General features: G+C 41.5%; 11 protein-coding genes. 2 read left to right on the top strand and 9 right to left on the bottom strand.

What is annotated here, in order from left to right; genetic code table 11:
- Nucleotides 1–38 precede the first annotated feature (38 nt).
- Complete coding sequence (locus G9Q97_RS00480) at nucleotides 39–443, top strand: META domain-containing protein (RefSeq protein ID WP_166142069.1); 405 nt, start codon at nucleotides 39–41, stop codon at nucleotides 441–443.
- Between the two features lie 47 nt (nucleotides 444–490).
- Here G9Q97_RS00480 and purU read toward each other — a convergent pair whose 3' ends face one another.
- From purU to rbfA, 4 genes are all read right to left on the bottom strand, one after another.
- Complete coding sequence (gene purU, locus G9Q97_RS00475) at nucleotides 491–1345, bottom strand: formyltetrahydrofolate deformylase (protein ID WP_166142067.1); 855 nt, start codon at nucleotides 1343–1345, stop codon at nucleotides 491–493.
- Nucleotides 1346–1390: 45 nt separating this feature from the next.
- Nucleotides 1391–4327, bottom strand: a complete 2937-nt coding sequence (locus G9Q97_RS00470) for a DEAD/DEAH box helicase (RefSeq protein ID WP_166142065.1) — start codon at nucleotides 4325–4327, stop codon at nucleotides 1391–1393.
- Between the two features lie 110 nt (nucleotides 4328–4437).
- Entirely contained in the window at nucleotides 4438–5661 is a 1224-nt protein-coding gene (locus G9Q97_RS00465; protein WP_166142063.1) for an FtsX-like permease family protein, read from the bottom strand.
- Nucleotides 5662–5672: 11 nt separating this feature from the next.
- The gene (rbfA, locus tag G9Q97_RS00460; protein ID WP_166142061.1) at nucleotides 5673–6062 is read right to left on the bottom strand and encodes a 30S ribosome-binding factor RbfA; all 390 of its coding nucleotides are present in this window, start codon (nucleotides 6060–6062) and stop codon (nucleotides 5673–5675) included.
- 121 nt (nucleotides 6063–6183) lie between these two features.
- Between rbfA and G9Q97_RS00455 the strand changes: the two genes are divergently transcribed.
- A complete protein-coding gene (locus tag G9Q97_RS00455; RefSeq protein ID WP_166142059.1) occupies nucleotides 6184–7548 on the top strand; it encodes a hypothetical protein in 1365 nt (454 codons plus the stop codon).
- A 39-nt stretch (nucleotides 7549–7587) separates the two neighbouring features.
- Here the strand turns inward: G9Q97_RS00455 and rpiB are convergent, their stop codons facing one another.
- The 5 genes from rpiB to G9Q97_RS00430 form a co-directional block, all read right to left on the bottom strand.
- The gene (gene rpiB / locus G9Q97_RS00450) at nucleotides 7588–8022 is read right to left on the bottom strand and encodes a ribose 5-phosphate isomerase B (RefSeq protein ID WP_166142057.1); all 435 of its coding nucleotides are present in this window, start codon (nucleotides 8020–8022) and stop codon (nucleotides 7588–7590) included.
- Between the two features lie 10 nt (nucleotides 8023–8032).
- The gene (gene tatC / locus G9Q97_RS00445; protein ID WP_166142055.1) at nucleotides 8033–8878 is read right to left on the bottom strand and encodes a twin-arginine translocase subunit TatC; all 846 of its coding nucleotides are present in this window, start codon (nucleotides 8876–8878) and stop codon (nucleotides 8033–8035) included.
- Between the two features lie 11 nt (nucleotides 8879–8889).
- Nucleotides 8890–10158 (bottom strand): serine hydroxymethyltransferase, encoded by a 1269-nt coding sequence (locus tag G9Q97_RS00440; protein WP_166142053.1) that lies wholly within the window; start codon nucleotides 10156–10158, stop codon nucleotides 8890–8892.
- 223 nt (nucleotides 10159–10381) lie between these two features.
- Nucleotides 10382–12652 carry a TonB-dependent receptor gene (locus G9Q97_RS00435; RefSeq protein WP_166142051.1) on the bottom strand — a complete coding sequence of 757 codons (2271 nt, stop codon included), beginning with the start codon at nucleotides 12650–12652 and terminating at the stop codon, nucleotides 10382–10384.
- 98 nt (nucleotides 12653–12750) lie between these two features.
- Nucleotides 12751–13128: a hypothetical protein gene (locus G9Q97_RS00430; RefSeq protein ID WP_166142049.1), complete on the bottom strand. Its 378-nt coding sequence runs from the start codon at nucleotides 13126–13128 to the stop codon at nucleotides 12751–12753.
- Nucleotides 13129–13284: the final 156 nt, after the last annotated feature.

Below are 13284 nucleotides of genomic sequence, written 5' to 3'. Positions count from 1 at the left end.
ATAAATCGAATTGTATTTAAATAAACGACTAAATTATCATGAAATACCTTCAAATATCATTTGTATTGTTCACCTTCGTTACTCTTTTGGCTTCATGCGGTTCGGAACCTGTAGAATTATCTGATCATGAATGGAAGGTAACAGAAGTGACCGGATCATCCGCTACCAAGGAAACGATGGAGAACTTATCTCTTATCTTTAAGGAAGGACAGGAAATTGGAGGTTTTGCAGGATGCAACGACTACAGGGGAGGTGCGACATATAACCGGGAACAAATCAAGTTCTCCACCCTATATGCAGACAATGAATCCTGTGATGATAGCGGCCTGGAAAAAAGGTTTCTCTCTAACCTTGAATCCAGTGTCAGTTATACCTACAATGCCGGTAAGCTTATACTATATGATGAAGGAGGAAATATTTTGGTAGAAATGGAGAAAATCTAAAGCAGGGGTTGATTGAAACCCCTCCTCCACCACTCAGTAGATCCGGTTCATGTGAATATGATGGTCCTGTTACCGACCACTTTTATTTTTTGTACCAAATGGTATTTGATCGCTTTGGAGAGCACCACTTTCTCCACATCCTGGCCAATCTGAACCAACTCTTCTACCGTATTGTGGTGCCTGACCCTGGCGACTTCCTGCTCAATGATGGGGCCTGCATCCAGTTCTTCCGTTACGTAATGGGCAGTGGCACCAATAATTTTCACGCCACGTTTATAGGCTGCATGATAAGGTTTCGCACCCACAAAAGCCGGGAGAAAGGAATGGTGTATATTGATAATCTGGTTGGGATAGTTTTTGATAAAGTCAGCTGACAAAATTTGCATGTATCTTGCCAGGACAATAAAATCGATATTATTTTCCCTGAGCAATTGAATCTGCTTTTCTTCCTGGGATGCCTTGTTGGATTTATTTATGGGAAGGTGATAAAACGGAATCCCGAAAGCCTTGACTATAGGTTCAAGGTCTGCATGATTTGATATGACGAGTGGTATCTCCACATCAAATTGTCCGGAATAATACCTGCTCAGGATATCAAACAGACAGTGTGACAATTTGGAAACAAACAATGCCATCCTCGGCTTTGGGAAATTAAAGAATAGGGAATAATCCATTTCAAACCTTTCACCCACCTGTCTGCCAAAAACATCAAGGATATGATCCTTTGGAATATCAAAGGAATCAAGCTCCCATTCGGCCCGCATAAAAAAATCTCCCAGTTCCTCATCGATGTACTGGTCTATAGCCAGAATATTTCCATTGTTTTCGTAGAGAAATTGGGAAACGGCTGCAACAATGCCTTTACTGTCTTTGCATTGTATGATAAGAATAGCTGTATGCATGCGTTAACTTACTTCGATTGTGAACTAATTACCTGAAAACTTCTATCAGGCAAGCAGGGCAGAAATGTCTTCCTGACTGAGACTTTTGATAAAGCTTTCTTCTGTGCTGATCAGTTCCCCTGCCAATGCCATTTTCCTCTCCTGTAGTGCCATGATCTTTTCTTCCACAGTATTTCTGGTAATGAATTTGTAAATGATTACTTTATTTTGCTGGCCAATCCGGTGTGCCCTGTCTATGGCTTGTGTTTCTACTGCAGGATTCCACCAGGGATCCAGCAGAAATACATATTCTGCCTGTGTCAGGTTAAGACCTACCCCACCTGCTTTTAAAGAGATGAGGAAAACCTGAATGGAGGGATCCTCCTGAAAAGCATTGACCTGAGCCTGCCGGTCTTTGGTAGCCCCATCCAGATAGGCAAATGGAATTTGTTCCTCCTGTAAAAATGATTTTACTATACCCAAATGCCTGACAAACTGGCTAAAAATCAAGACTTTGTGCCCTTCACTAACAGTGGACTTTATCATATGGGTGATGTCTTCCAATTTTCCGGAATCGCCAGAATAATTTTCATCAGCCATTTTTGGATGATTGGCCATTTGCCTAAGTTGCATCAAACCCCTTAGTAGGGTCAGTGATTTTTGTGACATTCCCGGCAGGGCCATTTCATTCATGATTTTTTCCCGGTAATAGCCTTTGACTTCCTCATAGGCCGTTTCCTGGGCATCAGTCATGGTGGAATACTGCACATTGATCACCTTTTCAGGAAGATCTGTAGCTACCTGAGACTTTAACCTCCTTAAAATAAAGGGTTTGATCAATACATTCAATTTAAGGATTTTATCCTTATCGTTTTTCTTTTCTATTGGCAATAAAAACTGTTTCTTAAAAGCTGCTTGTCCACCCAAAAGCCCCCTGTTGATAAAATTCATTTGTGACCAGAGATCCATTGTGCCATTTTCAACAGGAGTACCTGTAAGGATCAGTTTATGCTTGCTTTTCAGCTGTACGACTGCCTTTGAAATAATGCTATCGGGATTTTTGATGGCCTGGGATTCATCCAGTATAATGTAGTTGAAATAAAATTCTTTCAATACATCAATATCCAGACGGGTTATGCCGTACGAAGTCAAAATCAGGTCATATTGTCCAAATTGTGTGCAATCTTTTACCCTTTGTGTACCTGTATAAATTAAAATTTTAAGCTTTGGCGTAAATTTCCTGGCTTCAAGTTCCCAATTATAAATCAATGAAGTAGGCATTACCAACAGCGAAGTAGTCCCTTCGGATCTTTCTTTCTCCATGGCAAGCAATGCCAGTGTCTGCACCGTCTTTCCCAGACCCATGTCATCTGCCAGACAACCTCCGAAATTGTATTCATTCAAAAACCGCATCCAATTGTACCCTGCCTTTTGGTAGGGCCTGAGTTTTCCCTTGAAATAATCGGATAATTGGTAGTCATCAATAGTAGAAAAATCCTTTAGTTTCTGTAACCTTTCACTTAAGGATAGTTGAATCAGATTGCCCTTTTCAAGTTCCTGAGCCAGGGCAATGTGGTGCTTCTTCAGCTTAAAATTACCAATCTCCGACTCGCCTTCTTCCATAAAGGAAAATATCTCTCCATAATTGACAAACCAGGATTTGGGAATGATGGCAATTTCATGGTTTGGAAGCTCAATCTCGGTTTTACCTTTCATGAGCATTTTCCTGAATTTTAAAAAAGGAATTTCAACATCACCAAACATGACAGTAGCCTCAACATCAAACCAATCGATCTTTTCCTTGATGCTAACATTAATCTTGGCAGCACCGATGAAATATTTTTTACCCTTTTCATTGCTGGTCTGTTGAATCCTGACTCCAAGATCATCCAATTCCGGCCTGTGGTTGATGATCCAGTCGTAGGCGTCCCTTTTTTTCATGGAATGCCTGCCATACTTTACAGGTAACCCGTTGTTCTTCAGCAAATCCCCGTAAAACCGCTCTTTGGGCAAGTCTCTAACCACCTTGTAAAAAGTATAGTCATCCCCATTTTTTTCCAGTTCAACATTGCTCGGTCTGGCCTGATCGGCACGGAAGGTAAAATCTCCATAATTAAACCGGAGGTCAAAAACCATTTTTTCCTCTTCCTCATCTGCGATCTCTTTTCCAAACATATCCACCGTGGGATTACCCGGTAAATCTCCCAAAAAAAGTACAGGTTGTGGGTTTGATCGCTCTACTTTTATTTCAAAGCCCTTGGCAAAAACATCAAAGGATGCCACAAGCTGGGTAACAAATTTCTTGTAATACGATTCCTCAACTTTTTTGGGTATTACTATGAATTTTTTATTCAGGAAAGGCATTAATTTTTTTCCATCCACATCTTTCTCAAAGCTAAAAAGACGTGACTCTACAACCAACCAGGCTGGTTGATGACAAATCAAATAACTGCCTTTGTACTGCCATTCCAGCTTTTCATTCTGGTATTTTAAGGTGGGGAAATAATGGGTATTTTCCTCATTTCTTCGAAAATGAAACAACACTGAAGCCTTTTCGGGCATAATGGAGATTTCCTTCCAAACAGGATTACCATCATTACCCATTTCAAAAAGTCTTTTGTGCTTGATTTTTTCCAAAATTTGAGACCTGGTCAGTTCAAGTCGGCCTTCTATGAGTTTTTGGATTTCCTTATTGGCCTGTGTAGGATTTGCATCATCAAACACCTTCCTCAAAAATTCCTTGGGCTTATGATTTTTAGTATTAAACTTTTTGACAACAGCCTCTTGCTGCATACTGTCCATCAGCCGGATCAATTCAAAATCCGTTTCGTCTATCTTTTCCTTAAATTCGCCCGCATTTTGATAAGAAATATTTTGGTAGGCAAATGACAACCTTCCTTTTTCATCCAATTGAATAGCAAAAGATTCAAAAAGAATGCCCAAAAACTCATGACTAAACAAGGAGTATACGATTTCAAATGGCTTATCAGAAGCTACTTTCATTTAAACATTTTTTGAACAAAGTCGAAATTATTGTTTGCTGTTTTTGAAATTGGCAGTTTGCAAATTACAGAAATATTTAAAAAAAATAAACAAATCCTACACTTATTCCCCTATAAATGCATGGTAGTTTTCACCTTTGAAGCAATTAAGGCTGGTCTGTAAGAGGCAATGAGGGTGATGACTACCACACTTAGACTGGTATAAAGAAAATCCGTCCAACGCATTTTTACAGGATAGGCATCTACAATAGAAGAAGTAACACCCAATGAAACCAATCCGTAACTGTCCTGTACCCAACAGATAAGAAATCCCAGCAACAAGCCTATTAAAGCACCGGAAAATGCGATAATTGCGCCTTCTTTTAAATAAATGGATCTGATAAACTTTTGGGTCCCCCCCATGGCCATTAGCACTGCTATGTCTTTCTTCTTTTCGATAGCCAGCATGCTCAAAGAAAAAAATATATTAAAAGAGGCAACCGCCAAAATAAAAGTTAGGGTAAGAAATACAAATAATTTTTCCAACCTGATGGTCATCAGCAGACTTGCATGTTGCTCGTTGCTGTCATTGACCAAAAATTCTTCTCCCAAATGATTCCGGAGATTTGATTTTACGTTATCGATGGAAAATCCATCGGCTACTTTTATTTCAAGGGCCGATCTCTTGTTACCATACTCTAATAGGTCCGCCGCAAAATCCAGAGGAACAATCAGGTATTCATCATCATATTGTTTTTCTATGCTGAAAATGCCAGCAGGTTGAATGACACTTCTATTGTACATGCTGCTGGGATCAATACTTCCGGCTCTTGGTTCTTTTGGATAAAAAACCTGCATCAATTCAAAATCATCATCCAAATCCAGTAACAAAAAATAAGAAAGGCCGCGACCTAAAATAGCCTGGGGACGATCCCCCTCTCCCAAACTCATGTCACCGGAAAAATATCCTTTTTCAAAACGATTCTGCTCAAGGAAATTCTCAGAAACCCCTTTTAAGGTGGCTACTACCTGATGCTCCCCATACCTCACCAAGGCATTGTCCTCGATCACTTCTGTCAAAATCTCAACACCATCCATACTGCTTATCTCAGACAGAAAATCATCATTGACCTCAAATGATTTTCCCATGACTGGCATTACCTTTAGGTCCGCATCAAATGAAGCATATAAGCCCTTGATAAGGCCTTCAAGACCATTAAAAACCGATAATACCACCACCAATGCCATGGTGCCTACTGCCACCCCAACCATCGAGATTCTGGATAGAACAGTAATGAAGTTTTTTTTCTCTTTACTTCTAAAGTATCTGGTCGCTATGAAATAAGAAAGGTTCAAATGATTTTTAACTAGTCATTAATCTCATCATCGGATTCATCCTCATCCGCATCTTCCGGAATATCCAATTTGGAAATCACTTCATCCATATGCTGGGCATAGGCGGCAGATTCATCCAGGTAAAAAACCAGCTCAGGAATAATCCTCACAGATTTACCAATCCTATTTCCCAGAAACTTCCTAATCTGTCCCTTGTTGTCATTGATCCTGGAAAAAAGTGCATCGTTATCGGCCAATAAAAAACTGAGGTTTACCTTGGCTACCCCCAGATCAGGGCTTATCAAAACCCTGGTCACGGTTACCATAGCCTTACCTACCAATGGCTTTCCTTCGCGTTGAAATATTTCCCCCAACTCTTTTTGAATCAATTTGGAATATTTTTGCTGTCTCTTACTTTCCATTTTAAAATATTTATTACTAGCAAATTTAGTGAAATATCCGGGTAACCTTTAATTTCGTATATTGAGTTTTAAACAAATACTAATCTTGCTGGAATTTTTCAAATTAAATGATCCATTGCGGATGATCGGAATCTTTTTCCTTTTCATTTTATTCCGCATTCCTTATTACCTGATGGATATTCCCATCACCCAACCTGAACTGCTTTGGCAATTATTGGGAGAAAGGCTCGCCGCCGGGAATTTGCATTTTGTTGATACCATTGACAGTACCGGTCCCTTTTCTGCTTGGATCTACGGATTAAACCATATATTATTCGGTAATTCTCTCACTTCATTTTCCATCATCTCCTTTTTGCTCATTTTGTTTCAGGTCTTTTATATCAATGAATTGCTGATCAGAATCAATGCCTATGAAGAGGCCAACTACCTTCCTGCCTTTATCATGGTCATTCTGTACCAGCTGTCCTTCGATTTCATGACCTTATCCCCCGCATTGATGGGAAACACCTTTATCCTATTGGCACTAGGGCAACTGCTCCGGCTGACTGCCATTAATGCTAACCCTGTTCCTTCTATTTTGTTGATGGGAATTTGGGGAGGAGTTGCTTTCTGTTTTCATTTTTCTTACCTGGCACTGCTTCCTTTCCTCATCCTGACAGGCCTATTGGTAAACGGTTTTTCTTTTCAGCAATTGAATCTTTTGCTGGCCTCATACCTTTTGCCAATCGCTTTTTGTGCTGTTTATTATTTTTGGAAAGATAGTTTATCCGAATTTTTCCACTTGTATGTTATTTTGGGACTGAAGATAGACCGACTTTATCATGTGGAGATAAAAGACCTGCTATACATTTTTTCGCTACCATTGGCCCTGGCACTGATCGGTTATTTTTCAAATAACCTGACACACCGCATGAATGTGAACCAACAAAAACAAAATCAATTGTTTTTGTTCTTTTTGCTTTTCAATATAAGTGCATTTTTCCTAATGGAAAGGATCAGCCCCTACCAGTTTATTACCATTATTCCGGCGATTACATACTTCACCACACACCTGTTTACCATTAGCAGCAAGCGAATGGTCCGGCAGACAATAGCTTATGGTTTTCTTTTGATTATTCCTTTTATTGGCTATAGCTGGGTTTTTTACCAAAAAAACGAGACTTCCTTTAAACGATACAAAATCGATCTATCTGAAAGCCCTTCCATTCCGGAAGAAACCGCAGTGATGGTTCTGGGAAACAATCAAAACATATATTATCAATCCAAAGTAGCAAGTCCCTATCTGAATTTCAGGCTAACCCGCATATATTTTGACGGAATGAGCGAAATGGAAAGAAAAGTAAGGATTTATCAGGACCTCAAAAAAGAATCACCCGAACTGATCATAGACGAAGAAAAGCTCTTCGAGCAATGGATCAGAGACATTCCCTTTTTCGAATCCCATTACCAGCAGGATGGTCCCGGACATTACAGAAAAATCAGGTAAATCAGGTACAGTAATCATCAGAAACCAGAGATCGGGAGCTCAACAAGGTATTTTGTTGACCCTCCTGGCATGCCTGCCACCCTCAAAAGCAGTGTCCAGGAAAATGCCGGCCATTTTTTCTGCCAATTCAAAGGACACAAACCTTGCGGGAATGGCGATCAGGTTGGCATCATTGTGTTGCCTGGCCAATGCCGCAAGTTCTTCGTTCCAACAAATCGCCGCCCGGATTTCCTGATGCTTATTCGCAGTAATGGCCACACCGTTGCCACTGCCACAAATGATTATTCCCCGAAAAAATTCACCGGAAACTACAGCCTGGCATAATGGGTGTACATAATCGGGATAATCTACCGATTCATCGGTAAAAGGCCCGAAATCCTTGACCTCATATCCTTTACCTTCCAATATTTTAATCAGATCCTGTTTGTAGGCAAACCCTGCGTGGTCTCCCCCGATGGCTATTTTCTTTGACATCACTTATGCATTAAAATCCGTTCTCTAAATCTTCTTTTCTACGCTTTTTCTCCAATCTTTTGGCAATGATGATTCCTGCCTCATAGAGCACCAATATGGGCATGGCTATAAGAATCTGGCTGATTACATCTGGAGGGGTAATCAATGCCGACAAAACCAGAATCACCACTATAGCATGTCTTCTGTAAGTCTTCAGCATCAACGAGGAAACCAAACCTGCCTGAGTAAGAAAATAGATGACAATGGGCAACTGAAACATCACCGCTGATGCCAAAACCAACATGGCCAAAGTGGACACATAGGAGGTAATGTCAAATTCATTGGCAATGGAGGGATCCAATTGGTAATTGGACAGGAAATTAATAGAAAGGGGAGAAAGTATATAATAACCGAACGCTGCTCCAAGAAAAAACAAAAGACTGACAAAAAAAACAGCGCCGCGAGCAGCATTTTTTTCCTTGTCATACAGGCCCGGACTGATAAACCGCCATACTTCCCAAAAAACGTAGGGAAAAGCTGCAATCAATCCCACCACCAGACTAGAGGTGATGTGCATGGAAAACTGACCTGTCATCTGACGGCTTTGGATAATAAAAGGCAATTTTTCAATACAAAGTGCCGGCAGGGAGAAAAAATCCGAGACCTGACACAACACCCTGTAGGTGATGAAGTCGATTTTGGAGGGACCCAGGATTACCTGGCCAAAAACGAAGCTCTTGGAAAGAAATGCCAAAACCATGAATACAAGTATGGCAGAAATGGAACGCAGTAAATGCCAGCGAAGTTGTTCCAAATGGTCCAAAAAGGACATTCCGTTATCTTCTTCCTCTTCTTCTTTGTATTGATCAAGTGCCACTTAATTCTTATTTAGTATAAAGGAAATTGAACCATCCACTCATTAACCGATGCTTTGACATCCTTCAAAGCAGCATCATCTTCATGATGCATTAACGATTGATCTATCAATTCCACAATTTTTTTCATATCGGCTTCCTTCAACCCTCTGGTTGTCACAGCCGCTGTGCCTATCCGCATGCCTGAAGTTACGAAGGGAGATTTGGTATCAAAAGGTACCATGTTTTTGTTAATGGTAATATCCACTTTACCCAAGGTCTCCTCCGCAATTTTACCTGTCAGGTTTTTATTTCTTAGGTCAATCAACATCAGATGGTTATCTGTTCCTCCTGATATCAACTGATACCCTTTTTGTACGAAAGCCTCAGCCATTTCAGCGGCATTTTTCTTCACCTGCAATACATATTGCATGTATTCATCAGAAAGTGCTTCCTGAAAGGCAATGGCCTTTGCAGCAATGATGTGCTCCAGTGGCCCTCCCTGTGTGCCCGGAAATACTCCTGAGTCCAGAATAGATGACATTTTCCTTAACTCTCCTTTTGGGGTTTTGATGCCAAATGGGTTGGGAAAATCCTCCCGCATCAATATCAATCCTCCACGGGGGCCCCTTAATGTCTTATGCGTGGTAGTTGTGACTACATGACAATACTCCAGAGGATCATTCAATAAGCCCCTGGCTATCAATCCAGATGGGTGAGAGATATCAGCCAATAAAATCGCTCCAACCTGATCTGCCACTGACCGAAGCCTTTCATAGTCCCAGTCTCTACTGTAAGCAGAAGCACCACAGATGATTAATTTGGGTTTGACTTCCAGGGCTTTTTTCTCAACTTTATCATAGTCTATAAGCCCGGTTGATTCTTCCACGCCATAAAAGTGTGGTTCATATAATTTTCCGGAAAAATTTACTGGAGAACCATGGGTAAGGTGTCCGCCGTGCGAAAGGTCAAATCCCAAAATAGCATCACCTGCATTCAGACAGGCTAAAAACACGGCAGCATTGGCCTGAGCTCCAGAATGGGGCTGTACATTGGCCCATGTGGCCCCAAAAAGCTCTTTTGCCCTGTCTATGGCTATTTGCTCAATGCTATCAACTACCTCGCAGCCTCCGTAATACCTTTTTCCCGGAAGTCCTTCGGCATACTTATTGGTCAGCACACTGCCAGCTGCCTCCATTACTTGTTTACTTGTGAAATTTTCTGAGGCGATCAGCTCTATTCCTCTCTTTTGGCGGTCTTCTTCCTTTGCGATCAGGTCAAATATCAGTTGATCTCTTTTCATGTAATGATCTTGTCATTTTAGCGCTGCAAACCTCAGCCAAATGCGGTAAGGTCTGGCATATGCAAACAGGTTTAATTCAAATTCGAATGCCAAAATTACTTCTAAACTATCTATAATCCAATTGTCTTTTCATTTTGATTGGTATTAAAATCAATAATTATATTCCTCCCCCATTAGATGGAAGGAGAATTGAAATTTAGCTTATGCTTCCCTAATTTTCAGGTCAAAATTTAAACTGAAGGTTCAAAGAGATGTTTCTGCCTATTTGATTTATACCGAAGGGTCTGTATAAGGACATATGGTCCAGATAGTTGGTGTTCAATACATTATTTGCTGATACAAATACATTCATCTCCTGTTGCCAAATTTGGAAGCCACTTCCCAAATGAACACCCATAAGGTAATACCCAGGGGTGGCATCCTCCAGTGGCGCAGGACGGTTTTGATCCAATACCAAACTTCCTGTCAGGTTTATATAGGGATTCAATAACTTCCCTATGCTATTTAAACTTACATTCAGGTCCTGATTCCAGCGAAAAGCTGGTATATAGGGCAGGTAAGACTGATCAGACTGCCTCCTGCCTATGACGATACTGTAAGAAGTGTTTCCGGTAAGCCAGGGAACTGCCGCAGGATGAAGTTCCAGAAAAGCCTCTCCCCCAAACAGTCTGGCATTGTCCTGCTCAAAACTCCAAACGGTCAAGTCCCCCACTTTTTCGTTGGTGGGAGCAAAATAAATATAATTGTTAACCACATTGTAAAAACCCTCCAATGACAAGGAGAAATCGTCAGACCTGTACCTGATTCCCAGATCGGATTGTATGTTCTGCTCCCGTTCAAAACCTGCACTTCCCCGCTCAAATCTTGCTGTCCCGGGATGGGGGCCATTGGAATAAAGCTCCGCCAAATCAGGAGCCCGGAAGCCTGAAGCTACATTTAACCTAAACCTCCATTTATCAGAGGGCCTGAAAGTAGCGCCTCCACTTGCCGTCAATCCATCAAAAGACCTGCTGAGCATCCGATCCTCTGGTAAACCAGGCAGTTCAAAACCATAATCAATAAAATTGGCTCCGCTGGCATCGGCAGTGACCTTGCGGTAATCATACCGGATACCACCCTGCAAAACCCATTTGGCATTGGCATAATTGATCAGGGCATAGGCCGAACGGTCATCTTTTGTCGCATCAGGAATCAATATTTCTGCAGCATTTACATCATTATTGGTATTCAGGTAAAATCCCTGTATGCCGAATATGGTTTCGGTATCCTGATTAAGGGACTTATAGTACTTGATATCGTACATGAAATTGGTCTGCCTGAGCCCCAGGTCTACCTGGTCAAAATCCTCCTCTGTCTCCTCCCTGAAATTCCAATGGTATCCAAAAGTCGCCTTTATTTTATCTTCTCCCAGAAATAAATTGGTTTCCGAATTGAGGAAGTGATCAGCAACCTGCTGAAATGGCAATTGAGGACTTCTGTCATTGCGGCTGGTAACCAATATTTCCTGGTTGTTTTCGTCCAAAATACCCAATTCCTGTTTCAGATAAGTGTACCTCAACCGGGTATCTCCCCAATTTTTTCGAATTCCCAAACCTGCTTTGATGTTTTCGGTGTTGAATCGGGTATTTCCTACCGTCTTCCCTGAGCCATCCAAATAGTCTGCATGGGACTCGGCTGCTCCTCTGACAGACCAGAAAAACCCTTTTTCTCCTGCTCCTTTAACTCCTGTCTCGAGGCGTCGGCCCAGGGAATTGCCATACATGCGGAGATTCACATCTCCGGCTATTTCGCCTGAAGCCGCATCAGGGTCTTCTATAAGGTTAACTACTCCAGCCATGGCTCCTGAACCGTAAATGATGGATGCCGGCCCTTTGATGATTTCTACACCAGAAAGACCAGTCTCCGTCAGTCCCAAGCCATGGTCTGCTCCCCATTGCTGGTTTTCGAACCTGGCTCCCTGGTAAACAGACAAAACCCGGCTAAAGGACAATCCCCTTATAACCGGTTTGCTGATACCTGGACCTAAAGATACCTCGCTAACTCCAGGTGTTTTGGCCAAAGCTGTCATCAGACTGGGTGCAGGATTCTTTAAAATAGCTCCCCTGTTAACTTTTTCAATTGAAATAGGGGAACTTTCTCTACCCATCACATACACTCCGGACACCACCACTTCATCTACAGTGGTCGTTGCAGACTCCATAGCCATTACAAGGGGATCCTCTTGCCTGGAAGGATTTACCTTGGACAATTCGGTAGCATATCCCAGGAAGGAAAACTGAAAAGTAAGGCTCCTGGACGGAAGATTACCCACCGAAAACCAGCCCTGTTCATCAGAAACGGTCCCCCTGCTTAATTCTGGAATAAAAACGGTAACCCCGGGTAAAGGCAAATTGGTTTCAGCATCCTTGATAGTACCGGAAACGGCATTATTTTGCCCCTGAACAGTGGAAAGGCCAATGGAAAGGCCTACCATCAGGGATAGTATAATTTTCATGTTTTTTGTTTTGTGAATTAAAGAATGAACCACCCCCAAAATCGCTTTCCGCTAGGGATAGCCTTTAAAAGGTGAGTCCTGACATGCCCTAACCAATATCAGGGCATAGAAGAAATGGAAAAAAACAATGGAGGACCTCTAAGAGATAACTTTTCCCTGATCTGAAGACCAGGACTTTCAAGAAGGATAAACGGACTGGGAACCTCAAATACCCCGCTTACTTCAGCAATAAAACCCCAGATTTCCGGAACAAAGAATTGGGCATGGGTAAGCATGTCCAACAGGATGAGCTCATTTTCTGAATGCTCCCTGTTTTGCTCCTCTTCTTCAGATAAAAAAGGATGTGCATGCCTGATGGTTTCCCCGGTTTCCAGATCATGCTCGTGGTAAAAAACCACACTATTGAGAAGCATCAGATGAACCAGGACCAATAGTCCAAAGCTTACAGGGGGCAATATTTTTCTGATAAATCTCAATGTATCCAGTGCTAATGCCCAAATTTAAACAATATTACCTGACTGAACAACAAAAATGAAAGATATGTCTTATATTTTATTTAGTCTTGACTAACTTTTAACTTGAAATGATTTTTCATTTCGGATTAGCTGGTAAATCTCCTATATTTGTCACAA

The organism is Cyclobacterium plantarum (genome assembly GCF_011290685.1).
Lineage (GTDB): Bacteria > Bacteroidota > Bacteroidia > Cytophagales > Cyclobacteriaceae > Cyclobacterium > Cyclobacterium plantarum.
Note: the sequence above shows the minus strand (reverse complement) of the source record. Positions and strands in the feature narration are given on the sequence as shown.

Excerpts from the sequence above, each read along its gene's own strand:
- G9Q97_RS00480 (WP_166142069.1), top strand. The coding sequence starts at position 39 with ATGAAATACCTTCAAATATCATTTGTATTGTTCACCTTCGTTACTCTT.
- purU (WP_166142067.1), bottom strand. The coding sequence starts at position 1,345 with ATGCATACAGCTATTCTTATCATACAATGCAAAGACAGTAAAGGCATT.
- G9Q97_RS00470 (WP_166142065.1), bottom strand. The coding sequence starts at position 4,327 with ATGAAAGTAGCTTCTGATAAGCCATTTGAAATCGTATACTCCTTGTTT.
- rbfA (WP_166142061.1), bottom strand. The coding sequence starts at position 6,062 with ATGGAAAGTAAGAGACAGCAAAAATATTCCAAATTGATTCAAAAAGAG.
- G9Q97_RS00455 (WP_166142059.1), top strand. The coding sequence starts at position 6,184 with ATGATCGGAATCTTTTTCCTTTTCATTTTATTCCGCATTCCTTATTAC.
- rpiB (WP_166142057.1), bottom strand. The coding sequence starts at position 8,022 with ATGTCAAAGAAAATAGCCATCGGGGGAGACCACGCAGGGTTTGCCTAC.
- G9Q97_RS00440 (WP_166142053.1), bottom strand. The coding sequence starts at position 10,158 with ATGAAAAGAGATCAACTGATATTTGACCTGATCGCAAAGGAAGAAGAC.
- G9Q97_RS00435 (WP_166142051.1), bottom strand. The coding sequence starts at position 12,652 with ATGAAAATTATACTATCCCTGATGGTAGGCCTTTCCATTGGCCTTTCC.